The 22,035-nt window shown below is 66.4% G+C and carries 23 protein-coding genes; 13 read left to right on the forward strand and 10 right to left on the reverse strand.

Annotated features, from left to right (window positions below):
- Positions 1–162: 162 nt before the first annotated feature.
- From LB518_RS07270 to LB518_RS07290, 5 genes are all read right to left on the reverse strand, one after another.
- Entirely contained in the window at positions 163–831 is a 669-nt protein-coding gene (locus tag LB518_RS07270) for an RES family NAD+ phosphorylase (RefSeq protein ID WP_224575023.1), read from the reverse strand.
- Positions 832–833: 2 nt separating this feature from the next.
- Positions 834–1,352, reverse strand: a complete 519-nt coding sequence (locus tag LB518_RS07275) for an MbcA/ParS/Xre antitoxin family protein (protein WP_224575025.1) — start codon at positions 1,350–1,352, stop codon at positions 834–836.
- A gap of 55 nt (positions 1,353–1,407) precedes the next feature.
- Entirely contained in the window at positions 1,408–1,773 is a 366-nt protein-coding gene (locus LB518_RS07280) for a VOC family protein (RefSeq protein WP_224575039.1), read from the reverse strand.
- A 7-nt stretch (positions 1,774–1,780) separates the two neighbouring features.
- On the reverse strand, positions 1,781–2,329 hold the full coding sequence (locus tag LB518_RS07285) for a hypothetical protein (RefSeq protein ID WP_224575041.1): 549 nt from the start codon (positions 2,327–2,329) through the stop codon (positions 1,781–1,783).
- Positions 2,330–2,404: 75 nt separating this feature from the next.
- Positions 2,405–3,301, reverse strand: a complete 897-nt coding sequence (locus tag LB518_RS07290; protein WP_224575043.1) for an SMP-30/gluconolactonase/LRE family protein — start codon at positions 3,299–3,301, stop codon at positions 2,405–2,407.
- 198 nt (positions 3,302–3,499) lie between these two features.
- Here LB518_RS07290 and zwf point away from each other — a divergent pair, with 198 nt between their 5' ends.
- The 8 genes from zwf (at position 3,500) to LB518_RS07330 (ending at position 12,175) form a co-directional block, all read left to right on the forward strand.
- Positions 3,500–4,981, forward strand: a complete 1,482-nt coding sequence (zwf, locus tag LB518_RS07295) for a glucose-6-phosphate dehydrogenase (protein ID WP_224575045.1) — start codon at positions 3,500–3,502, stop codon at positions 4,979–4,981.
- 63 nt (positions 4,982–5,044) lie between these two features.
- Positions 5,045–6,856 (forward strand): phosphogluconate dehydratase, encoded by a 1,812-nt coding sequence (edd, locus tag LB518_RS07300; protein WP_224575047.1) that lies wholly within the window; start codon positions 5,045–5,047, stop codon positions 6,854–6,856.
- A 292-nt stretch (positions 6,857–7,148) separates the two neighbouring features.
- Positions 7,149–8,570: a siroheme synthase CysG gene (gene cysG / locus LB518_RS07305; protein WP_224575049.1), complete on the forward strand. Its 1,422-nt coding sequence runs from the start codon at positions 7,149–7,151 to the stop codon at positions 8,568–8,570.
- Between the two features lie 19 nt (positions 8,571–8,589).
- Positions 8,590–8,904 carry a DUF2849 domain-containing protein gene (locus LB518_RS07310; RefSeq protein WP_224575051.1) on the forward strand — a complete coding sequence of 105 codons (315 nt, stop codon included), beginning with the start codon at positions 8,590–8,592 and terminating at the stop codon, positions 8,902–8,904.
- A 5-nt stretch (positions 8,905–8,909) separates the two neighbouring features.
- Positions 8,910–10,568, forward strand: coding sequence for a nitrite/sulfite reductase (locus LB518_RS07315; protein WP_224575053.1), 1,659 nt, complete (start codon positions 8,910–8,912; stop codon positions 10,566–10,568).
- The gene (locus tag LB518_RS07320; RefSeq protein ID WP_224575055.1) at positions 10,555–11,322 is read left to right on the forward strand and encodes a phosphoadenylyl-sulfate reductase; all 768 of its coding nucleotides are present in this window, start codon (positions 10,555–10,557) and stop codon (positions 11,320–11,322) included. Before LB518_RS07315 ends, LB518_RS07320 begins: the two co-directional genes overlap by 14 nt.
- An 11-nt stretch (positions 11,323–11,333) precedes the next feature.
- Positions 11,334–11,861, forward strand: coding sequence for a DUF934 domain-containing protein (locus LB518_RS07325; RefSeq protein WP_224575065.1), 528 nt, complete (start codon positions 11,334–11,336; stop codon positions 11,859–11,861).
- Positions 11,858–12,175, forward strand: a complete 318-nt coding sequence (locus tag LB518_RS07330) for a 2Fe-2S iron-sulfur cluster-binding protein (RefSeq protein ID WP_224575067.1) — start codon at positions 11,858–11,860, stop codon at positions 12,173–12,175. Before LB518_RS07325 ends, LB518_RS07330 begins: the two co-directional genes overlap by 4 nt.
- A 7-nt stretch (positions 12,176–12,182) precedes the next feature.
- On the opposite strand, the gene LB518_RS07335 is transcribed toward LB518_RS07330, so the two are convergent.
- Positions 12,183–13,259 carry an AraC family transcriptional regulator gene (locus LB518_RS07335; protein ID WP_224575070.1) on the reverse strand — a complete coding sequence of 359 codons (1,077 nt, stop codon included), beginning with the start codon at positions 13,257–13,259 and terminating at the stop codon, positions 12,183–12,185.
- A 116-nt stretch (positions 13,260–13,375) separates the two neighbouring features.
- Between LB518_RS07335 and LB518_RS07340 the strand changes: the two genes are divergently transcribed.
- The 3 genes from LB518_RS07340 (at position 13,376) to LB518_RS07350 (ending at position 16,227) form a co-directional block, all read left to right on the forward strand.
- Positions 13,376–14,788, forward strand: a complete 1,413-nt coding sequence (locus tag LB518_RS07340; protein WP_224575072.1) for a DUF1254 domain-containing protein — start codon at positions 13,376–13,378, stop codon at positions 14,786–14,788.
- Positions 14,789–14,971: 183 nt separating this feature from the next.
- A complete protein-coding gene (locus LB518_RS07345) occupies positions 14,972–15,499 on the forward strand; it encodes a DUF1269 domain-containing protein (RefSeq protein ID WP_224575074.1) in 528 nt (175 codons plus the stop codon).
- A 71-nt stretch (positions 15,500–15,570) separates the two neighbouring features.
- Positions 15,571–16,227, forward strand: a complete 657-nt coding sequence (locus LB518_RS07350; RefSeq protein WP_224575083.1) for an aspartate/glutamate racemase family protein — start codon at positions 15,571–15,573, stop codon at positions 16,225–16,227.
- On the opposite strand, the gene LB518_RS07355 is transcribed toward LB518_RS07350, so the two are convergent.
- From LB518_RS07355 to LB518_RS07370, 4 genes are read right to left on the reverse strand one after another with little or no spacing between them, the layout of a single operon-like run.
- Positions 16,206–17,306 (reverse strand): ABC transporter permease, encoded by a 1,101-nt coding sequence (locus LB518_RS07355; RefSeq protein WP_224575750.1) that lies wholly within the window; start codon positions 17,304–17,306, stop codon positions 16,206–16,208. The genes LB518_RS07350 and LB518_RS07355 overlap by 22 nt on opposite strands.
- Before the next feature lie 38 nt (positions 17,307–17,344).
- A complete protein-coding gene (locus LB518_RS07360) occupies positions 17,345–18,307 on the reverse strand; it encodes an ABC transporter ATP-binding protein (protein ID WP_224575085.1) in 963 nt (320 codons plus the stop codon).
- Entirely contained in the window at positions 18,304–19,302 is a 999-nt protein-coding gene (locus tag LB518_RS07365; protein WP_224575087.1) for an HlyD family secretion protein, read from the reverse strand. The genes LB518_RS07360 and LB518_RS07365 overlap by 4 nt, the downstream gene beginning before the upstream one ends.
- Positions 19,299–20,024, reverse strand: a complete 726-nt coding sequence (locus LB518_RS07370) for a CerR family C-terminal domain-containing protein (RefSeq protein ID WP_224575089.1) — start codon at positions 20,022–20,024, stop codon at positions 19,299–19,301. The genes LB518_RS07365 and LB518_RS07370 overlap by 4 nt, the downstream gene beginning before the upstream one ends.
- 161 nt (positions 20,025–20,185) lie before the next feature.
- Here LB518_RS07370 and LB518_RS07375 point away from each other — a divergent pair, with 161 nt between their 5' ends.
- Both LB518_RS07375 and LB518_RS07380 read left to right on the forward strand, forming a co-directional pair.
- A complete protein-coding gene (locus tag LB518_RS07375; RefSeq protein WP_224575752.1) occupies positions 20,186–20,650 on the forward strand; it encodes a DUF4126 domain-containing protein in 465 nt (154 codons plus the stop codon).
- Positions 20,647–22,026, forward strand: coding sequence for an FAD-containing oxidoreductase (locus tag LB518_RS07380; protein WP_224575091.1), 1,380 nt, complete (start codon positions 20,647–20,649; stop codon positions 22,024–22,026). The genes LB518_RS07375 and LB518_RS07380 overlap by 4 nt, the downstream gene beginning before the upstream one ends.
- Positions 22,027–22,035: the final 9 nt, after the last annotated feature.

Raw genomic sequence — 22,035 nt, forward strand, 5'->3', positions numbered from 1 at the left:
ATCGAAGTGTGAAGGAAGCGCGAAGAGACAAGGGCTTGGATCGACATCCAGGCTTCGCGTCGCGCCACGGGTCCTTCTCTGTCATTGCCGGGTCAGGCCCCGGCAATGACAGAAGCGGGTCAGCGACTGTCGGCGGTGCGCTCGGCCGAATGTCGATCCGCCCTAAGCCAGCCGGCGAGCTACGATCTTGCCTTCGAGGCGGAGCGTCAGCTCGATATGGCCGGATTGCGTGACGTCGAGGATTTTCGACGGGCGATAGGCGCAGATATTCTCGCCGCCGCGGTGACGAACGCTGGCATAGAGAATGCCGTCCTCGCCGCCCGCTCGAACGCGCTCGCCGAACGCCTGCGAGGCGCTGTAGTCCGATGTCGCATAGAGGCCGGGCTCGTCCGCGACATGCTCGCGGATATCGCGATAGAGGCCCTCGAACTGCGCGCCATAGACGCGGTAGGTTGCGACATGCCGCTCCATGCCGCTGCGCATCATCTCGCGTCGCAGGTGGTGTGAAACCTCGGCGATCGCAGTCTCGACGCGCATCGCCCCATACCAGGCCCCGAGTGCCCCAGAGGAAAAGCGGAGGCCGGTCGGCGGCGTGTGCAGGAATGACGCCATGACGACGCTGGCATTCGGCCGGCCGTAGACCCACTCGCTTTTCGGCAGCCGCGCCAGACGCTCGGCGACGAGGCGGTCATTGGTCCAGCCTTCGAGTTCCATCACGGCCTCGAGCTCGGCCGGCGAGGCGACGTCGTCGAAGGCACCGATCGGCGGAAAGCGCGACGGGATCAGGCGCTGCGTCGGGCCCGGGATGGGGACGGCGGGGAAGCGCTGCATCATCAGGCCCAGACGATGTCGCTGTCGTCGATCGGCGCCGCGACATCGTCGAGCGCGGGCAGGGGGGCCGAGAACAGCCCGCCGCGCCAGGCGTCGAGATGGCGGCGCAGCAGCATCAGCCCGTCTTGCGTGCCGTTGGCGGCGAGTGCCAGAGGCGGCTGGCCCCCGAACAGCGGCCCACTGTTCGGCGCGCGCAGCCAGAACAGCGCATCAGCGTCAGCCGCGAAGAGAATGCGCAGCGCCTTGTGGATGCCGAGCACGGCCGAGATCCTGAGCAGCGTATCGAGCGGCAGGATCAGCGGCGCATCGGTGCGCACCTTGGCGAGCCAGCCGAAATAGGTCGAACGGCCGGGCAGGCCGAGCATGCGCATGCGCTCGGCCTCGGTGAGCCCCCAGAGATCGGCGATGGCGACGAAGCTGCGCAAACCGGGCCCGCCGAGACGCTTGCGATCAGCTGCGGAAAAATGCCTCCAGGATTCGCCAGCAGGCGCGGCGGCAGCGGGGGTCGGCGAGAGGATCATGACCATCTCCTGTCCATGTCCGGATCATATAGTCCAGATATGGACAAAAGCAAGGTCAATCCGCCGCCATCAGGAATTCCAACCGATTGCCAAAGGGATCCGAAAGGTAGAAGCGGCGGAAGCCGGGGAGGAGTTCATCATCGACCGGTGAAAGACCGGCCGCGATGCAGCGGGCGCGCAAGCCCTCGAGATCATCGACGCGAAAAGCGGGATGCGCCTTGCGCGCTGGCCGGAATTCCTCCTCGACGCCGATATGCAATTGGCGGGGGCCGGCCATGAACCAGACCCCGCCGCGCCCTGCCAGATTGGTGGGCTTGGCGATCTCGATCAGTCCCAGCACGCCGCCATAGAACTGCCGCGCGACGTCCTCAGCGCCGCGCGGCATGGCGATCTGCACATGGTCGATGTCGATGATCGCCATCCCGGCGCTATCGCATGGCGGCCGCGAGCGCCTGCTTGCAGCCGCGCGACAGGCGCGCCGCATTGGCCCGGAGGCAGGCCGCTCCATTGCCGCCACCGAGGCGGACCGTGCTGCAATAGCGGGCAAAGTCGGCCCGGCAATATTGGCGAACGAGCATCGCCTCCTGGCGCGGCGACATCTGCATCGGCGGTGGCGGCGGCGGTGCCGCAGCAACCGGCGGCTTCGGTGCGGCAGCCTTGGGCGCGGGCGCCGGCGCTGCGGCTGGCGCCGTTCCAGCCGGCGCCGGATTGGCCGCTGCCGGTGCCGCACCCGAGGCGGCGTTCACCGCCTGCTGACAGGCGGCCGAGAGCTTGGCGATGTTCTGTTGCAGGCATTGCAGCGCGGCTGATCCGCCAGGCGGCACGCTCGCGCAATTGGCGCGGTAATCGCTTTGACAGGATGATTTGATCGCCGATTGCTGCGCGCTGGTTGGCGCGGCTGACGCCATGCTCGCCAGCAGCGGCACGGCAATCACGGCTGCAAGCATCCGCTGGAAAGGAACGACGGCTCGCGACATGGGGGGTCCTCCTGAGGCCGGGTCGGCCCGGCGGCGGGCACGATGCACCGCGCCGCCGGGCCGCGCAATCAGCCTTCAGCGGTCGAAGCGGAAGATCGTCTCGGCAAGGCCGGGCACCGGCGACCGATAGGCGAACAGCCCGCCCGCGAGCCGCTCCAGGGGGCCGGAACCGCCCTGGGCCGTCGTCACATAAAGGGTCTTGAGGTCGTCGCCGCCAAAGGTGCAGTTGGTGACATTGCCGACCGGCATGTCGAGCACGCCGGATACCGTGCCTTCCGGCGAGATGCGCACGACGCAGCCGCCGCCATAGCGCGCATTCCACAGATGGCCCTCGGCGTCGATCTGCGATCCGTCCGGCGAGCCGCGATCGAAGCCGGTGAAATGGTCGCGCTCGCTGGAGAGGGCGCCGGTCGCCGCATCATAGTCGAACGCCCAGATCTCGTTCTTGAGCGTGTCGGCCGTATAAAAGCGGCCGCGCTCCAGATCCCAGGCCATGGTGTTGGTGATGCCGATGTCGCGCTTGATCGTCTCGATCGACCCATCGGACCGGACACGGTAAAGTGCGCCGAGCGGCGGGCCTGAGATGTCGACCGCGGAGCCGTCCGGCGCGACATTGTTGAACATCGAGCCGATTATGAGATCGCCGAACGGGTCGGGACGGCCGTCATTCAGCCGCGCGGCCGGCGTATTGGCCTCGGGCCGGGCGAAATCGGCGCGGGCATCCTTCGCCGGCTGCCAGAGAATGAGCCGGGAGCCGAGGGCGATGAGGAACGTGCCAGCGCGGTCGGTGATTCCGATCGCCGTCACCGGCTCGTCGAAGAACCAGCTGCGGACCGAGCCGCTTTCGGTGTCGAGCCGGTGGATCAGGAAGCGGTTGATGTCCGTCCAGTAGACGGCGCGCTCGGCTGCGTGCCAGACGACGCCCTCGCCGCAGCGGTCTCCCGCCGGCACGATGCATTGAGGTTCCGACATCCCATAATCTCCCTTTGGCCCATATCCTGCTTGATGATCGCCACTGCTTCGCGAGGCGCCCGGCACGATAAGGCAAACTCGTCGCAGGAGTTTTATTTCGATGCTCTAATTTTCTCCCTCAACATATGAAGCGGAATTGGCTAGGACACGCTTGTTCGGGCTTGGCCGGAATGTCCGGCATCGGGAAAGAGGGTTTTCATGACCAGTCGAATCATCGCCGTCGACCCCTTCGACCTCGTCGTGTTCGGCGCGACCGGCGATCTCGCCTATCGCAAGCTGCTGCCGGCGCTCTACCATCGCCATCGCGACGAGCAGATCCCCGAGGTGTCCCGGATCATCGCCGCATCGCGCCGCAAGCTCAGCGATGACGACTATCGCAAGCTCACCGAGGAGGCGCTGACCAAGTTCGTGCCGGCCGATGAGCGCGAACCCGAGCAGGTCGCCTCGTTCCTCGCCCGCATTTCCTACGTGTCCGTTGATGCCAAGATCGACGACGCCGGCTGGGCCGACCTCGCCCGCGTCCTCGAAGAGGGCAAGGATCGCGTCCGCGCCTTCTATCTTGCCGTGTCGCCGGATCTGTTCGGCGTGATCTGCGAGGGGATCGGCGCGCATGACCTGATCACGCCGCAGACGCGCGTCATCATTGAGAAGCCGATCGGCAAGAGCCTCAAATCGGCGACCGAGCTCAACGATGCCGTCGGCAAGGTGTTCGACGAGAGCCAGATCTATCGCATCGATCATTATCTCGGGAAGGAGACGGTTCAGAACCTGATGGCGTTGCGCTTCGCCAACGCCCTCTTCGAGCCGCTCTGGAACGCTGCTCATATTGATCACGTGCAGATCACCGTCGCCGAAAATCTCGGCGTCGAAAGCCGCGCCGGCTACTACGATACCGCCGGTGCGCTGCGCGACATGGTGCAGAATCACATCCTGCAGCTGCTCTGCCTCGTCGCCATGGAGCCGCCGAACCAGTTCGAGGCGGATGCGATGCGCGACGAAAAGCTGAAGGTGCTGCGCTCGCTGAAGCCGATCACGTCCAGCGATCTCGAGGCGGTCACGGTGCGCGGCCAGTATCGCGCCGGCGCATCGGCCGGCGGGCCCGTTCCCGGCTATCTGCAGGAACTCGGCCGCGACGATTCGATGACCGAGACCTTCGTCGCGGTGAAGGCCGAGATCGAGAACTGGCGCTGGGCCGGCGTGCCCTTCTATATCCGCACCGGCAAGCGGCTCCCGGCGCGCAATTCTGAGATCGTGGTCTCGTTCAAGGCGATCCCACATTCGATCTTCGGCAACGCGGCTGGCCAACTGGTCTCCAACCAGCTCGTCATGCGCCTGCAGCCGGACGAGGGCGTCCGCCTCTGGCTGATGATCAAGGATCCGGGCCCGGGCGGCATGCGGCTGCGCCATGTTCCGCTCGACATGAGCTTTGCCCAGACCTTCAAGGTGCGCAGCCCCGAGGCTTACGAACGGCTGCTGATGGATGTCATCCGCGGCAATGCCACGCTGTTCATGCGCCGTGACGAGGTCGAGGCGGCCTGGAAGTGGATCGACCCGATCCTCGATGGCTGGCAGGCGTCGCGCGAGGCGCCGAAGGCCTACACGGCCGGCACTTGGGGGCCCTCCGCGGCGATCGCGCTCATCGAGCGCGACGGGCGCACTTGGCACGAGGAAATCGAGTAGCGGCCCTTACGGGATCGCCGCATGCCGGGCGCGGTTGTGCCCGGCACAAAGTGGAGTTCAGCCATGACCATCCATCCGAAGGTTGCCGAAGTCACAGAGCGCATCCGCGCCCGCAGCGTGGCGAGCCGAGCGCTCTATCTGAAGCGCGTCGCCGCCGCCGCCAAGGCCGGCACGCGGCGCGGCTCGCTCGCATGCGGTAACCTCGCCCATGGCTTCGCGGCATGCGGTGTCGAGGACAAGGCGGCGCTGAAGGGCGACGTGGTGCCCAATCTCGGCATCATCACCGCCTATAACGACATGCTCTCGGCCCATCAGCCCTATGAGACCTATCCCGAGCTGATCCGCCAGGCGGCGCGCGAGGCGGGCGGCGTCGCGCAGGTGGCAGGCGGCGTCCCCGCGATGTGCGACGGCGTTACCCAAGGCCAGACGGGCATGGAGCTGTCGCTCTTCTCGCGCGACGCCATCGCGATGTCGGCGGCGATCGGCCTCTCGCACAACATGTTCGACGCGGCCGTCTTCCTCGGCATCTGCGACAAGATCGTGCCGGGCCTGATGATCGCTGCGCTCTCCTTCGGCCATCTGCCGACCGTGTTCATTCCGGCCGGGCCGATGACGACGGGCCTGCCAAATGGCGAGAAGGCGCGTATCCGCCAGCTTTATGCCGAGGGCAAGGTCGGCCGTGCGGAGCTTCTGGAGGCGGAAAGCGCCTCCTATCATGGCCCGGGCACCTGCACCTTCTACGGCACGGCCAACACCAATCAGATGATGATGGAGATTATGGGCCTGCATCTGCCCGGCTCGTCCTTCGTCAATCCGAATACGCCGCTGCGCGAGGCACTGACCAAGGCCGCGACCAAGCGGGCGCTTGCCATCACCGCGCTCGGAAACGAGTTCACGCCGATCGGCGAGATCGTCGACGAGAAGGTGATCGTCAACGGCGTCGTCGGCCTCAACGCGACCGGTGGCTCGACCAACCATACGATGCATCTCGTCGCGATCGCCAAGGCGGCGGGCATCCAGCTCACCTGGGACGATTTCTCCGATCTTTCGGATGCCGTGCCGCTCCTGACCCGCGTCTATCCGAACGGCCTTGCCGACGTGAACCATTTCCATGCGGCGGGCGGCATGAGCTTCCTGATCCGCGAATTGCTCGACGCAGGCTACCTGCACGAGGACGTCAAGACGATCTGGGGCAACGGGCTCGCGGCCTATACGGCCGAGCCGAAGCTCGATGCGGCCGGCGGCATTTCCTGGCAGGAAGGCGCGCGCGAGAGCCTTGACGAGAAGGTTCTGGCGCCAGTCGCCAAGGCGTTCCAGCCGACGGGTGGCCTCAAGCTGCTCTCCGGCAATCTCGGCCGCGCCGTCATCAAGATCTCGGCCGTGAAGCCCGATCGCCATGTCATCGAAGCGCCCGCCAAGGTGTTCGATGCGCAGGACGACCTCCTGACGGCCTTCAAGGCGGGCGAACTCACCGGCGATTTCGTGGCGGTCATCCGCTTCCAGGGCCCGAAGGCCAATGGCATGCCGGAGCTGCACAAGCTGACGCCCTCGCTCGGCATCCTGCAGGACCGTGGCCAGCGGGTGGCGCTCTTGACCGACGGCCGCATGTCCGGCGCCTCAGGCAAGGTGCCGGCGGCGATCCATGTCACGCCAGAGGCTCTGGCCGGCGGGCCGATCGCGAAGATCCGCGACGGCGACATGATCCGCATCGACTGCGCGACGGGCGCCCTCGAGGTGCTGGTCGATGCGGCGGAATTCGCGGCGCGCCCGGCTGCGCTCCGCCCTGAGGAAGAAGTCTATGGCATGGGACGCGAACTCTTCGAGATGTTCCGCGCCCATGCTGGCGCCGCCGAACACGGGGCTGGCGTATTCTGAGGCGGAACGAAATTCTACATAGGCGACTGGATTAGTCGCCTATGGGGCTCGGAACGATCGTGCCCTCAGGACAGCAGGTGGCGGCCTTTTGCCTGCCAGCGCCTTGGTCCTGAAGCTTTTTCGGCTGCCGGCGCCGCGTTCGGCGAGCCGGCGCTCTTGCAGTCAGTAGGAATGATTTTCCAAGGCGGGGTTCGCAATTGGAACCGCCTTTGTCGTGTTTGCGCTCGGCATTCACTAAATACCGTGCAAGAATTTCGCTCATTCCAATCCGAACGCGCTGCCGGAGATATCGATGGCGACTGCCCATCGGAGACTTTCGACCTTTCCGGCCTTCCACAAAGTGGAGGGACGCCGGGTCGTGATCGTGGGCGGCGGCGGCGAGGCTGCGGCGAAACTGCGTCTCCTGTCTGAAACCAGCGCAGCGCTGGTTCTCTTCGCGCCGGAACTGGACGACGAGGCTGCGGCCGACATCGCCGCGACCGGCGCCCGGCATGAGCCGCGCTGGCCCGAGGCCGCCGATCTCGGCGACGCCGCGCTCGTTTTTGCCGCAACCGGGGATCTTGCCCAGGACAGCGCGGTGCGCGATCTCGCCAAGGCCGCAGGCATCCCGGTCAATGTCGTCGATCGCCCCGATCTTTGCGATTTCTATGTTCCCGCGCTGGTCAACCGCGCTCCGCTGACGGTGGCGATTTCGACTGAGGGTGCCGCGCCGGTGCTGGCGCGCCATGTCCGTGCCAGGATCGAGCAGATGCTGGCGCCGGCGATCGGCGATCTCGCGCATCTGGCCGAAAGCCTTCGCGAGCGGGTCGCCGCGCGCATCCGGACCTCCGATGCCCGTCGTCGTTTCTGGGCGCATTTCTTCACCGGCCCTGCTGCGGCCAAGGTGCTCGCCGGGCAGATCGAGGACGTCGCGGCCGAAGCCGATGCGGCGATCGACGCCGGTGCGGCCAAGGGGCATGCTGGCCATGTCAGCCTCGTCGGCGCTGGTCCGGGCGCCGAGGATCTGTTGACGCTGCGCGCCGTGCGCCTGCTGCAGGAAGCCGACGTCATCGTCTACGACAAGCTTGTGCCGGAGGCCGTCGTCGCCATGGGCCGGCGCGATGCGCTGCGCATCTATGTCGGCAAGGCCAAGGGCATGCATGCCGCCAGCCAGGGCGAGATCAACGCCATCCTCGTTCGCGAGGCCCGCGATGGGCGCCGTGTCGTGCGGCTGAAGTCCGGCGATCCGCTCATCTTCGGCCGTGCCGGCGAGGAAATGGCGGCGCTTCGCGCGGCAGGTGTCCCCTTCGATATCGTGCCCGGCGTGACGGCTGCGATTGCCGCGGCGGCCGAGAACGAGATCCCCCTGACGCTGCGCGATGTCGCCTCGACCTTCGTGCTGGCGACCGGCCATGACATGCGCGGCGATACGCTGCCGGAATGGGCGGGCCTTGCGCTCGCAGGCTCGACCATCGCCGTCTATATGGGCCGCAGCGTCGCCTCCAAAGTGGCCGCGCGGCTCATCGAGAATGGTCTCGCCGCATCGACGCCCGTTGCCGTGATCGAGAATGCCTCGCGGTCCGATCGCAAGGCCTATGCCGGGCGGCTCGACGAACTGGCCAGCCTCGCTGACCGGCCGGAGATCGACGGTCCCGTCGTGATCATCGTCGGCCGCGTCATTGCCGAAAGCGCCCTCGGCGTCTCCCCTTTGCCGCTCGCCGCGATGGCGGCCTGACGGGCCCGAACGGAATATCATGAGCGATAGCATCATCACTGCGAACGATCTCGGCAACGGCCTCGTTGTCTTCCTGAAGGCTGATGGCGGCTGGTCGCAGCGTCTTGCCGATGCGCGCGTCGTCGGGCCCGACGCGCTGCCAGAGGCGGTCGCCTATGGCAAGGCACAGCACGATGCGCGCATCGTCGTGGAACCCTATGACATTGAGGTCACGGTCGAGAACGGTGTCCCGGTACCGGTTCGCCTCCGCGAGCGCATCCGCGCCGCTGGGCCCACCGTCGCTTATGGCGAGGCCGAGATCGCCGAGCGCGCCGCTTTGAGCAAGGCAGGTTGACGTCCATGTATCGTTATGACGAGTTCGACCAGGATTTCGTAACCGACCGCGTCGCGCAGTTTCGCGATCAGGTGGCGCGCCGTGTTTCGGGCGAGCTGACCGAGGACCAGTTCAAGCCGCTTCGGCTGATGAACGGCGTCTACCTTCAGCTCCACGCCTATATGCTGCGCATCGCGGTGCCCTATGGCACGCTCGACAGCCGCCAGATGCGGAAGCTCGCTCACGTCGCCCGCCGCTATGATCGCGGCTATGGCCATTTCACGACGCGGCAGAATCTGCAGTTCAACTGGCCGAAGCTCTCGGATATTCCCGACATCCTGGCCGAGCTCGCTTCGGTCGAGATGCATGCGATCCAGACCTCCGGCAACTGCATCCGCAACGTCACCGCCGATCATTTCGCGGGCGCTGCCGCCGATGAAGTCGCCGACCCGCGTCCCTATGCGGAGATTCTCCGCCAGTGGTCTTCGCTGCATCCCGAATTCGTCTTCCTGCCGCGCAAGTTCAAGGTCGCCGTCACCGGCGCCGAGCGTGATCGTGCGGCGATCCAGGTGCATGACATCGGCCTGCATCTGAAGAAGGACGAGAACGGCCGGCTTGGCTTTGCCGTCTATATCGGTGGCGGCCAGGGTCGCACGCCGATGATCGCCAAGAAGATCCGCGATTTCCTGCCGGAGGAGGACCTTCTCTCCTATTCGGAGGCGATCCTCCGCGTCTACAATCTGAACGGCCGGCGCGACAACAAGTACAAGGCCCGTATCAAGATTCTGGTTCATGAGACCGGTGCCGACGAGATATCGCGCCAGGTCGAGGAAGAATGGGAGCGCATCCGCCACGGCGCCCTCAAGCTGCCGCAGGGCGAGGTCGAGCGCATCCGCGAATATTTCGCTGCGCCGGCCGGTCTCGAGGCGGCGGCGCCGAGTTCTGACCTCGCCGCCGCACGCAAGGCGGATCCGGAATTCGACGCCTGGGTGCGGCAGAACACGATCCCGCATCGCGTCGCCGGCCATGTCTCGGCGACCATCTCGCTGAAGCCGATCGGCGGAACGCCGGGCGATGCGACAGCCGACCAGATGGATGTCGTCGCCGATCTCGCCGAGCGCTATGCGTTCGATGAGATCCGCGTCAGCCACGAGCAGAACCTGATCCTGCCGCATGTCGCCGAGGACAATCTCCGCGCTGTCTATGACGGGCTCGTCGCGGCGGGGCTTGCCACAGCCAATGCCGGGCTCGTCACCGACATCATCGCCTGCCCGGGCCTCGATTATTGCGCCCTTGCCAACGCCCGATCCATCCCGGTGGCGCAGCGCATCTCGCAGCGCTTCGGCGATATCGCCCGCCAGCGTGAGATCGGCGAGCTGAAGATCAAGATCTCAGGCTGCATCAACGCCTGCGGCCATCACCATGTCGGCCATATCGGCATTCTCGGCGTCGAGAAGAAGGGCGAGGAATTCTACCAGATCTCGCTCGGCGGCTCGGGCGACGAGAATTCGGCGATCGGCGACATCATCGGCCGCGGCTTCTCGACCGACGAGATCGTCGATGCGGTCGAGACCATCGTCGACACCTATATCGCCCGCCGCGCCGCGCCGGATGAGACATTCCTCGCAGCCTATCGCCGCCTCGGCCAGGCTCCGTTCAAGGAGGCGCTCTATGGCACGGCTTGATCCCGCTATCACAGGCGGCGCCGGCGGTGCGCCGCTGTTCGATCACGAGACGGCCGGCCTCGAGGACGCGGCCATCCTGAACGCCCGCTTCGGCCATCTCGCCTCGCGTGAGGCGGTCGCCAAGGCGCTCGAGCTTTTCGGCGAGAAGATCGCGCTCGTCTCGTCCTTCGGTGCCGAATCCTCGGTGCTGCTGCATCTCGTCGCCTCGGTCAGCCGCGACGTGCCGGTCGTGTTCATCGATACGCTGCGCCTCTTTCCCGAGACGCTGGCCTATCGCGATACGCTGGTCGAGCGGATCGGTCTCACGCATGTGCGCACGGTCACGCCGGACGAGGCCGTGCTCAAGGCCAAGGATCCCTACAAGGCGGCCTGGATGAGCAATGCCGACCTCTGCTGCCATATCCGCAAGACAGAGCCGCTCGCCCGCGCGCTGACGGGCTTCGATGCGTGGTTCACCGGCCGCAAGCGCTTCCAGGCGGCGACCCGCGCGAGCATCCAGCTGTTCGAGCAGGACGGCACGCGCGTGAAGGTCAATCCGCTCGCCACGTGGTCATCGGCCGAGCTGAAGGCCTATATCGCCGACAATGACCTGCCGGCGCATCCGCTCGTCGCCGAGGGCTATCCCTCGATCGGCTGCGTGCCCTGCACGTCGAAGGTCAAGCCGGGAGAAGACGAGCGCGCCGGTCGCTGGCGCGGTCTCGACAAGGTCGAATGCGGCATTCATCTCGGCGAAGCCGACGGCAGCGGAATCTGAGGCGGGATAGAATGGCACTTTGGAAGCACGGCCGCTTTGTCGAGGACGCCTTTGTGCGCCTTGCCGACGACGCGGAAATTCCCGGCGGCGGTGCCGTCATCGTGTCGCTGGCGCGCTTCCGCGCCGAGCGTGACACGCTTCTCGGGCGTGACGCGCCGCTCGGCATCGTGATCGAACCCGGCGCCGACTGGACGGACATCATCGCCGACCTGCCGCGGCTTGCCGTCGTGGCGGCCGACCTGCCGAAATTCGCCGATGGCCGCGCGTTCTCGATCGGCCGGCTGCTGCGCGATCGCGACGGCTTCACGGGCGAGCTTCGCGCCGTCGGCGCGTTCTTCCTCGACCAGATCCCGTTCCTGAAGCGGGTCGGGTTTGATTCCTTCGCAACCGACGACCCGTTGGTCATTCGGGGGCTGGAAGAGGGACGCTGGCCGGAGGTCGCCGAATATCTCCAGCCCGCCGCCGACAATGGCGAACAGATGGCCGGCAAGCGCCCCTGGGCGCGACGCCCGGTCAGCGGCGGGAGTGCGCAGTCTTGAAGCTTTTCGTCACCGATCAGGAAGGCGGCGAGCACGAATTGGAGGCGCTGGAGGGCTGGCGCGTCATGGAGGTGATCCGCGACTGGGGCCTGCCGATCAAGGCCGAGTGCGGCGGCGCGCTCGCCTGCGCCACCTGCCATGTCTATGTCGATCCGGAATGGTTCGATCGCCTCGTTCCGATGAGCGAGGAGGAGGAAGAGCGGCTCGACGACGCCATGCTGGTGAAGGCGAATTCGCGGCTCTCCTGCCAGATCCTGATGTCGGACGAGCTGGACGGGCTCCGCGTGCGCCTCGCGCCCGGCAGCGAGCCCTAACACCGGATCAACGTTCAGGTCTCCGCCGGAAATCCTCGGGGGCAAGGCCGGTCGCCTTGCGGAAGGCGCGCGCAAAATTCGCCGGCGCCGAATAGCCGAGCTCGGCCGAGATATCGGTCACCGACGCGTCTGTTCCGCGCAGCAGCTCGCCGGCCCGCTTGGCGCGGATCGAATTGCCGAGACTGCGGAAATCCGTCCCGTATTCCTGAAGCGACCGCTGTAGCGTCCGCGTGCTGATGTCGAGCGCATGCGCCGCGCCGTCGAGCGAAACGGTCCCGGCCAGCACCTGCGTCCAGATCTGCGCTGAGACGACACCGATCAGATCGCCGCGGCTCGAGGGATCGAGCCTTGCGCGGGCAAGATCATCGACGGTGATCAGCCGCCGCCCGGGCGACCGCGGGCGCGTCGCGCCGAGAAGACCGGCCCGAAACCAGATCGCAGCCGCAGGCGCATCGAAGACCACCGGGCAGCCGAACGTCTCTTCAAAACGGGCGGCGGCCGGCGGCCGCGCAATGTTGAAATCGATGCGCACCGGCCTCCATGTCGGCCCGGCAAAGGTCCGGCAGAGATCGAGCATGACGGCGATCGCGCCCGAGGCGACATGGATGTAGGCAGGGCTGCCGCGCGCGGCGCTGACATAGGCGAGGCGCGCCATGCCGCCCTCGACCGACAGCGCCACGACTTCGCCGCAGCTGTGATAATCGATCGTCGCCGAAGCCCGATCGATCGCTGAGGCGAGCGTGTCGCCCGCGAGCACATAGTCACCCCAGCAGCCATAGCTGGCCAGGCTGAGATGCGGCGCGATCATGAGCCCGAGATAGGCCTCCTTCGTCCGCCGTTCGATCTCGCTGAGAAAGGCGGTCATCGTCGCGTGCGGAATGAAGCAGTCGCGATCCTCGATCAGTTCGATGTCGAGCATCGCCGCGCGGTTGGCGTGCTGCAGCACCGTCTCCCCGAAGGCATGGCGCACCAGCGCCGGCACCCCGGCGAGCGCCGTGACCGAAATCATGGTCGGCGTGCCGGCATCGCCCTCCCGGGGAAGCCGTCGCGGCACTGGCGCAAAATGAGTGGTGGGCCCGAGCAATGCTGTCCATTCCTCTGCGGGCCGGGCGAGCGGCGCTCGCCCGAAGCGCACAGAATACTGGCATACCGGTCGCGGCGGCGCGAGCGGGTATGTGTTTGGAAAAACGGGGACATTCGATGCGTAGGATTTCTGGATTATTGCTCGCTGCAGGCATGGCGATGTCTTCCGGGGCGGCGCAGGCTGTGACGGTCGACGAGGCGAAGACGATCGCCATGGACGCCTATATCTACGGCTATTCGCTTGTCACCACCGAGGTGACGCGGGTGCAGATGACCAATGTCGCCGAGGCCAACGGTCTGCAGGCGCCGATGGGTCAGTTCGGCAATGTCAAACGCTACCCGCCGGCCGATTATCGCGGCGTCTCGGCGCCCAATGCCGATACGCTCTATTCGCTCGCCTGGATGGATCTCGACAAGGAGCCTTGGATCTTCTCGCATCCGGACATGGGCGACCGGTTTTTCCTGTTCCCGACCTATGATCTCTGGATGCCGGTGATCGCTTCTCCGGGCTCGCGGACGACCGGCGGCAAGGCGGCGAGCTATCTGCTGGCCGGCCCCGGCTGGAAGGGCGAGGTTCCCCAGGGCGTGACGAGGATCGATGTCCCCACCCGCTATGTCCTGATCCTCGGTCGCACCTATGCCAATGGCACCGAGAAGGACTATGAGGCGGTGAACGCGCTGCAGGCGCAGTACGATATCCGGCCGCTCTCGAGCTTTGGCAAGGCGGACTATGTCTTCAAGGCGCCGCCGGTCGATCCGAACCCTGGATTCTCGATGACCGACAAGCCGCAGGAGGTCATCTTCGGCATGGGCACCGAGGGTTACTTCAATCGGCTGGCCAAGCTGATGTGCCACGATGCTCCGCCCGCTCCGGAAGACGCTCCGATCGTCGCGGAGATGGCCAAGATCGGCATCGAGCCCTGCAAGCCTTTCAGCCTTTCCGCGCTCGGACCGGACGCGGCTGCGGCGTTGCAGGATCTGCCGCAGCAGGCGCTCGACCATCTCGCCAAGAACGAGTCGGCGATGGGTGTGGAAGAGAAGGGCTGGATCTTTACCAAGGGTCTTGGCGCTTATGGCACGGACTATCTGAAGCGCGGGCTCGTCGCAGCTTTCGGCTGGCCTGCCAATCTGCAGGACGACGCGGTCTATCCCTATACGCAGGCGGACAAGGACGGACAGCCGCTCACCGGCGCCCACAAATATACGCTGACCTTCGCCAAGGGGCAGGAGCCGCCGGTCAATGGCTTCTGGTCGATCACCATGTATGAGGTCGACCAGGGCTGGTGGTTCGTTCCGAACGCGCTCAACAAGTTCACGGTCAGCCCGCGCGACAATCTCGTTCCGAACGCCGACGGTTCCGTGACGCTCTATTTCCAGAATGAATCGCCCGGCAAGGACAAGGAAGCGAACTGGCTTCCGGCCCCCAAGGGCGCGTTCCTGCCGATGATCCGGATGTACTGGCCGAAGGAGAAGAGCCCGTCCATCCTCGACGGCAGCTGGCTGCCGCCGCAGATCGTCAAGCTGGACTGACGGACGGGCGGCGAGACCGATCGCCCCCGCACTTTGCAAAGCCCGGCCAGATCCGAGCGGTCGCTCGGCTGGCCGTGGCAGGCTCGAAGCGCAGTGCCATCGCTGCCTGCGCGCCTGTCACGCCCGCTTCGCCTGTGCTATGCGAGTGTCGCGAATTCGCCGTTTCAATCCGAAGGTGCATCCATGTCCGATCTCGTCGCCATCGTCTATCCGTCGCTGGAAAAGGCAGAAGCTGTCCGCCAGGAATTCCTGACGCTGCAGAAGGAATATCTGATCACCCTCGATGACGCGGTCATCGCGGTGAAGACCGACGACGGCAAGATCAAGCTGCACCAGATGGTCAACACGACCGCCACCGGCGCCGCCTCGGGCAGCTTCTGGGGCCTTCTGGTCGGCATGGTCTTCCTGATGCCGGTCGTCGGCGTCGTCATCGGCGCTGCCTCCGGTGCGCTCGGCGGCCTGCTCGCCGATTTCGGCATCAACGACAAGTTCATGAAGGACCTGTCGGAATCGATCCAGCCCGGCAATGCCGCGCTGTTCCTGCTGATCCGCTCGATGACCGCCGACAAGGTTCTGGAAGAAATCCAGGGCTATGGTGGCGTCGTGCTCAAGACCTCACTCGACAACGACAAGGAAACCGCGCTGCGCAACGCGCTGGCCGGTCACGCCCATGTCGACGCCCCGCTCGCGCCGCCGGCTCCCTCGGTCTGAGCCGCGACAACAGCTTCGCGCGGGACTTTCGATGGCGCGTCCGCGCGCCATCGTTCCGTCGAGCCACACCCTTGAAGATCGCCTGCCTCCACACGCATGAGAGCAACGCAGCCGGCTTCGATGCCGCCGCGGCGGAGCTTTGTTTGCCGCCCGGCCTCCTCGTGCATGCCGTTCAGCCGGAACTGCTTGCCGAGGCCGAGCGCAAGGGCGGGCTGACGGCGGACGTCGTCAGCCGGACGGTCGAGGCGCTGCTGGCCTTGACCGAGGGTGCAGATGCCGTCCTCCTGACCTGCTCGACGCTTGGTCCTGCGGCCGACGATGCCGCGAGCAGAGCGTCCGTGCCGATCCTTCGCGCCGATGCCGCGCTGGCCATGGAGGCCGTCGCCGGCGGGGGACGGGTCGTCGCGCTCTGCGCCGTCGCCACGACGATCGCGCCGACGACGAAGCTCTTCACAGAAGCCGCCGCGCAAACGGGCGCCATCGTTGAAATCCGCATGGTCGATGGCGCATGGGACCTGTTCCGCGCCGGTCGCCGCGAGGACTATCTCGCCGCCATCGCGGCCGCGGCCGATGCCGCCTGTCGCGAGGGTGCGTCGATCGTCGCATTCGCGCAGGCCTCGATGGCCGGCGCCGCCGCGCTCGTGACGGCCGGACCCCGGCCGCCGTCGAGCCCGCTTGCAGGATTGCGCCGGGCCGTTGCGGCAGCTCAGTCCAGCGTCCTGCGATAGCGCAGAAGCGCGATCGCTCCGACCGCCAGCCAGAAGGCGGCCAGCGGCCAGATTTCGCCGACGAGATCGGCCGGACCGGCACCTTTCAGCATGATTCCCCTGACCGAGCGGATGTAATGCGTCAGCGGCAACACGGCGCCGATCACCTGCGCCCAATCCGGCATGCCCCGGAACGGGAACATGAAGCCTGACAGGAGGATCGAGGGCAGGAACCAGAAGAAGGTCATCTGCATCGCCTGCATCTGCGTCTTGGCGATGGTGGAGAAGGTGTAGCCGAGCGTCACATTCGCCGCGATGAACAGGAATGTGATGCCGATCAGAAGCGCCAGTGATCCCTGCATCGGCACCGCGAACAGGACGCGCGCGCAGACGATGATGATCGCCACCTGCAGCGTTCCGATGCCGATATAGGGCACGATCTTGCCGATCATGATCTCGAACGGCGTCGCCGGTGTCGCCATCAGGTTTTCGAGCGTGCCGCGCTCGCGCTCCCGCGTCAGCGCCAGCGCCGTCATCAGGATCGTCGTCATGGTGAGGATGGTGCCGAGGAGCCCCGGGACAATGTTGTAGGCGGTGATCCCCTCGGGATTGAAGCGGCGATGGACAACGATATCGACCGGCGAGGCGCCTGCGGCTTCCGCCGCAAGCGGCCCGGTCAGCACGGTCGAGAGCGCCGAGGCCAGGATTTCCGGCAGCCCGGCCAGCGCATTGGCCGAGGCGGAGGGATCGGTGGCATCGGCCTCGATCAGCAGTTGCGGGCGCAATCCGCGCGCGAGATCCCGCTCGAAGTCCGGCGGAATCGAGATCACATAAGCGGCGCTGCCATCGACGAGCGCGCGGCTGGCCTGCTCCTCGCTGACGAAGCCGGGCCGAAGCGCGAAATAGCGCGACGTGGCGAGCGCCGTCATGACGGCGCGTACTCCGGGGCCATTGTCGGCTGACGTGACGAGGGTCGGCAGTTCCTTGGGATCGGTGTTGATGGCATAGCCGAACAGCACCAGCTGCATGATGGGAATTGCGAGGATCATCGCGAAGGTCATCCGGTCGCGCTTCAGCTGGATGAATTCCTTGATCATCATCGCGAGGACCCGCGAGAGCGAAAAGGCGGAGGATGCACTCACGCCTTGCCCCCGTTGCTCGTGCGGTCCGCGACCGAGGCCTGCTGCATGAGGCGGATGAACACATCCTCGAGCCCGGTTGCTCCAGGTGCCGCGGTGACGCCGCCGCCGACCTCGGCTACCGCCGCATCGACCGCCTGCTTCAGCAGCGCGGCGTCGGGCCCGACGACATGGAGGTCGTTGCCGAAGGGGGCGACCTGCTCGACCCCATCGCGCCCCTGCACCAGCGCCGCAATCTTGTTCACATTGGCGCCCGAGACGATGATCGTCGAAAGCCCTGAGCGCGCGATGACCTCGGCGACGGTTCCGCGCGCGACGATCCTTCCATAGGCGATATAGACGATGCGATGGCAGCGCTCGGCCTCGTCCATGTAATGGGTCGAGACGAGCACGGTCAGCCCCTCGGCGGCGAGACGATGGATCTCGTCCCAGAATTCGCGCCGCGCCTGCGGATCGACGCCGGCCGTCGGCTCGTCGAGCAGCAGCAGCTTCGGCTGATGCATGACGGAAGCGGCCAATGCCAGCCGCTGCTTCCAGCCGCCCGAGAGCGAGCCGGCGAGCTGGTCGCGCCGCCGTTCGAGGCCGAGCCGGGCGATCGTCTCGGCAACGCGCCGCGGCCGGTCGTCGAGGTCATAGACCCGCGCCACGAAGTCGAGGTTTTCGCGGATCGTCAGATCCTCGTAGAACGAGAAGCGCTGCGTCATGTAGCCGACTTCGCGCTTGATCCGCGTCGACTGGGTGAGGATGTCGAGCCCGAGGCAGGTGCCGCTGCCGGCATCCGGCTTCAACAGTCCGCAGATCATGCGGATGGTCGTGGTCTTGCCGGAGCCATTCGGGCCTAGAAAGCCGACGATCTCGCCGCGGCGGACATCGAGCGCGACGTCGTCGACGACCGTGCGGCCGTTGAAGCGCTTGGTGAGGCCGACGATCGAGATGACCGTATCGTCGCCGGGCTCCTTCACGGCGTGACGCCTGCGAGCGTGACGTCGAGCGGCTGTCCGGGCGCGAGCGACAGGGCGTCACCCTCGGGCCGCGCCTCGATCCGGTAAACCAGTTTGGCGCGGCTCGCCGTCGAATAGATCACAGGTGGCGCAAACTCGGCGCTGCTGGCCATCCGTGTCACGGTCGCCGCAAGTCCAGGCGCGCAGCCGTCGCAGGAGAGCGTGACGCGATCGCCGGGATGGACGGCCGCCCGCTGCGGCTCCGCCAGGAAGGACACGACCTTGCGGTTTTCGGGTGGCAGTAGCGAGACGACGGGGCTGCCGGCTGGAACCATTTCGCCCACCCGGAAAAGCGTATCGTCGACCAGGCCGCTGGCCGGTGCGGCAATCGCACGGCGCGCCAGCCGGGTCTTTGCCGCTGCGACGGCCGCCTCGCGCGCCGACAGCGTCTGGCGGGCGGCATCGATGACATCGGGCCGCGCCGGCAGCCGCGCGACGGCGAGGTTGCGTGTCGCTGCATCGACGCGGGCATTGGCAGCGTCGAGATCGGCCCTCGCCTGATCGAGGGCGGCAGCCGAGGAAACGGCACGCGTCTCCAGCGCCTGGTTGCGAGTATAGGTCTTCTGCGCCGCCTGTTGCTGCGCTTCGGCTTCGTCGAGTTGCGCCTGGAGCACGGCAATCTCTTCGGGCCGCTTGCCGCTGGTGAGGTCGTCAAGGTTCGCCGCCGCGGCCGCGCGCTCGGCCTCGGCCTGCGAGAGCGCGGCCCGTTCATCGCGATCATCGAGCTTGAAGAGCGGCGCGCCAGCGGCGACCTGCTGGCCCTTCGCGACGGAAAGCGAGACCAGCCGCCCGATCGCCTCCGGCCCGATGCGCACGAAATCGCCCTCGACATAACCCTGGACAGTCGGCGATGCGCTGCCATTGCCGCAACCTGCGAGAAAGCCAAGCAGCGCCGCGGCTGTCGCGGCGCGGCCGAGGAACCGGCCGGCAGGCCCCAACACGCCCATGCGCATCATGGCTGTGGCGCCTCCGCGGCGACGCCGACGATGCGATCGATGTTCTCCGTGATGATGCGCATGATGCTGCCGCGGTCGGCTGGCGAAAGATCGTCGCGTCCCATCACCCGAAGAACCAGGGGCTGGGCGACCCGGAACACCTGGACCTGGCCGATCAGCGTGAAGACGCGAATGCTCGTCTCATCGCTTTCGGGATCGCTGTCGGTGAGCACGCCGACCAGCCGCCCGAGCAGTGCATGCACCGGCGCCATGAAACCGACGATGATCTCGAGGACGGGCGAGGGCTCCATCTGCTCGCGGACGACGAACCGCGCCCAGCTCTCCGCCTCCTTGACCCCCAGCATGGCCATCATATGCGCCTCCACGATCTGCTGCAGCAGCCGTCGTGCCATGGCCTTGTCGGGCGCACCTTGCGATAACGCATGCGAAGCATCGGCGATCGTCGCCCCGATGCGCTGGCCGATCTCGCCGGTGACATGCTCGGCCACCGCGCGGTGCAGACCTTCCTTGCTGCCGAAGTGATAGACGATCGCGGCGAGGTTGGCGCCGGCGCTGCGAGCGATGTCGCGTGTCGAGGCCGCCTGAAATCCCTGCTGGCCGAAGATGTCGAGCGCCGCCGCGATCAGCCGCTGCCGCGTCTCGGTGCCGCGATCCTGGCGGGCGCGCTGATAGTGGCGAGATCGCTCGGCCATAGCCGTTGCCGGCAATCCACTCTCGGTCATCGCGACGCTCCACGCCTTGTCCTGCGACGGGAGACTGACCGATGAAAGAGACTAAGTCAATCAATCGAATGAACATAATTGATGGAGATCAGGTTCCTCTTGCGATTGTATCAAGTCTGACAGACACTCATTCCACCGCAACGAGAAGATGGGGCTCTTCCATGTCGGTCTATCTGCTTGCATTGCTGATCGGCATCGTCGCGGGGCTGCGCGCGATGACCGCGCCCGCCGCGGTAAGCTGGGGCGCTTATCTCGGCTGGATCGGGGTTTCCGGGTCCTGGGCCGCGTTCATGGGGCACTGGATCGCCGTGCTCGTGTTCACACTGCTCGCCCTCGTCGAACTGATCACGGACCAGCTCCCCTCCACCCCCAGCCGCAAGGTGCCGATGCAGTTTGGCGCGCGGATCGTCAGCGGCGCGTTCTGTGGCGCGGTGATCGGAACGGCGGGCGGCATGCTTGTGGGCGGGCTCATCGCCGGCGCGATCGGCGCGGTGATCGGCACGCTGGGCGGCGCCGAAGTCCGCGGGCGTCTCGCGCGCGCCTTCGGCAAGGACCTGCCGGCCGCATTGATCGAGGATGCCGTGGCGATCGTCGCCGCCTTCCTGATCGCATCCGCCGTCGCATGACGAGGCGCTTCGACGCCATCGTCATTGGCGGAGGGCAGGCGGGCATCCCGCTCGCCGGCCGCCTGTCCGCCGCCGGGATGAGTGTGGCGCTGATCGAGCGCAAGCTCGTCGGCGGCACCTGCGTCAATACCGGCTGCACCCCGACCAAGACGATGGTCGCGAGTGCCGAGGCGATCCACACCGCCCGGCGTGGTGCGGATTACGGCTTTACCGTCACGGGCGATATCCGCGTCGATCTCAAGGCGGTGATGGCCCGCAAAGACGCCGTGGTCGCGAAGTCGCAGGCAGGCCTCGCGGCCTGGATCGACGGCATGGCCAATTGCACGCTGATCGAGGGCCATGCCCGTTTCGAGAGCGCGCGGACCGTGCGGGTCGGAGACGAGTTGCTCGAGGCCGAGCGCATCTTCATCAATACCGGCGGCCGTGCGTTGGTGCCGGACCTGCCGGGCGTCGATGACGTCCAGTTCCTCACCAACACCTCGATTCTGCAGCTCGAGGAGTTGCCCCGCCATCTGGTGGTGATCGGGGGCAGCTATATCGGGCTCGAATTCGGCCAAATGTTCCGCCGCTTCGGCAGCAAGGTCACGATCGTCGAGAAGGGGCCGCGCCTGATCGGCCGCGAAGACGAGGATGTCTCGGCGGCGGTGAAGGATATCCTCGAGGCCGAGGGGATCGGCATGCGGCTGGATGCCGAGTGCATCCGGTTGCGGCCGGATGGAGCCGACATCGTCGTCGGCGTCGACTGCACGTCGGGCGACCGCGAACTCAAGGCCTCGCATGTGCTGCTCGCCGTCGGCCGCCGTCCGAACACCGATGATCTCGGTCTCGACAAGGCCGGGGTCGAGCTCGATGGGCGCGGCTTCATCAAGGTCGACGATGCGCTTGCCACCAGCGTCCCCGGCATCTGGGCGCTGGGTGACTGCAACGGCCGCGGCGCCTTCACGCATACCTCCTACAACGATTTCGAGATCGTCGCGGCCAACCTGCTCGACAATGATCCGCGCCGCGTCTCGGATCGTGTCGAGGCCTATGCGCTCTATGTCGATCCGCCGCTCGGCCGCGTCGGCATGACCGAGGCGGCCGTGCGCAAGAGCGGCCGCAAGGCTTTGATCGGCACGCGGCCGATGAGCCGCGTCTCTCGCGCCACCGAGAAGGGCGTCAGCGAGGGCTTCATCAAGATCCTCGTCGATGCCGAGACCAAGCTCTTCCTCGGCGCATCGATCCTCGGCGTGACCGGCGACGAGGTCGTGCACGGCATCCTCGATCTCATCTATGCCAAGGCGCCCTATACGGTGCTCGCGCGCTCGGTGCCGATCCACCCCAATGTCTCGGAATTGCTGCCGACCGTGGTGCAGGAGCTGAAGCCGCTGGTGTGATCGCTTACT

This window comes from Mesorhizobium sp. BR1-1-16, assembly GCF_020165495.1.
GTDB lineage: Bacteria > Pseudomonadota > Alphaproteobacteria > Rhizobiales > Kaistiaceae > Kaistia.

Excerpts from the sequence above, each read along its gene's own strand:
- LB518_RS07375 (WP_224575752.1), top strand. The coding sequence starts at position 20,186 with ATGTCGGTCTATCTGCTTGCATTGCTGATCGGCATCGTCGCGGGGCTG.
- LB518_RS07290 (WP_224575043.1), bottom strand. The coding sequence starts at position 3,301 with ATGTCGGAACCTCAATGCATCGTGCCGGCGGGAGACCGCTGCGGCGAG.
- LB518_RS07325 (WP_224575065.1), top strand. The coding sequence starts at position 11,334 with ATGGCACTTTGGAAGCACGGCCGCTTTGTCGAGGACGCCTTTGTGCGC.
- LB518_RS07345 (WP_224575074.1), top strand. The coding sequence starts at position 14,972 with ATGTCCGATCTCGTCGCCATCGTCTATCCGTCGCTGGAAAAGGCAGAA.
- LB518_RS07370 (WP_224575089.1), bottom strand. The coding sequence starts at position 20,024 with ATGACCGAGAGTGGATTGCCGGCAACGGCTATGGCCGAGCGATCTCGC.
- LB518_RS07355 (WP_224575750.1), bottom strand. The coding sequence starts at position 17,306 with ATGATGATCAAGGAATTCATCCAGCTGAAGCGCGACCGGATGACCTTC.
- LB518_RS07340 (WP_224575072.1), top strand. The coding sequence starts at position 13,376 with ATGCGTAGGATTTCTGGATTATTGCTCGCTGCAGGCATGGCGATGTCT.
- LB518_RS07310 (WP_224575051.1), top strand. The coding sequence starts at position 8,590 with ATGAGCGATAGCATCATCACTGCGAACGATCTCGGCAACGGCCTCGTT.
- LB518_RS07380 (WP_224575091.1), top strand. The coding sequence starts at position 20,647 with ATGACGAGGCGCTTCGACGCCATCGTCATTGGCGGAGGGCAGGCGGGC.
- LB518_RS07275 (WP_224575025.1), bottom strand. The coding sequence starts at position 1,352 with ATGATCCTCTCGCCGACCCCCGCTGCCGCCGCGCCTGCTGGCGAATCC.
- cysG (WP_224575049.1), top strand. The coding sequence starts at position 7,149 with ATGGCGACTGCCCATCGGAGACTTTCGACCTTTCCGGCCTTCCACAAA.
- LB518_RS07320 (WP_224575055.1), top strand. The coding sequence starts at position 10,555 with ATGGCACGGCTTGATCCCGCTATCACAGGCGGCGCCGGCGGTGCGCCG.
- LB518_RS07315 (WP_224575053.1), top strand. The coding sequence starts at position 8,910 with ATGTATCGTTATGACGAGTTCGACCAGGATTTCGTAACCGACCGCGTC.
- LB518_RS07280 (WP_224575039.1), bottom strand. The coding sequence starts at position 1,773 with ATGGCGATCATCGACATCGACCATGTGCAGATCGCCATGCCGCGCGGC.
- edd (WP_224575047.1), top strand. The coding sequence starts at position 5,045 with ATGACCATCCATCCGAAGGTTGCCGAAGTCACAGAGCGCATCCGCGCC.
- zwf (WP_224575045.1), top strand. The coding sequence starts at position 3,500 with ATGACCAGTCGAATCATCGCCGTCGACCCCTTCGACCTCGTCGTGTTC.
- LB518_RS07285 (WP_224575041.1), bottom strand. The coding sequence starts at position 2,329 with ATGTCGCGAGCCGTCGTTCCTTTCCAGCGGATGCTTGCAGCCGTGATT.
- LB518_RS07270 (WP_224575023.1), bottom strand. The coding sequence starts at position 831 with ATGCAGCGCTTCCCCGCCGTCCCCATCCCGGGCCCGACGCAGCGCCTG.
- LB518_RS07365 (WP_224575087.1), bottom strand. The coding sequence starts at position 19,302 with ATGATGCGCATGGGCGTGTTGGGGCCTGCCGGCCGGTTCCTCGGCCGC.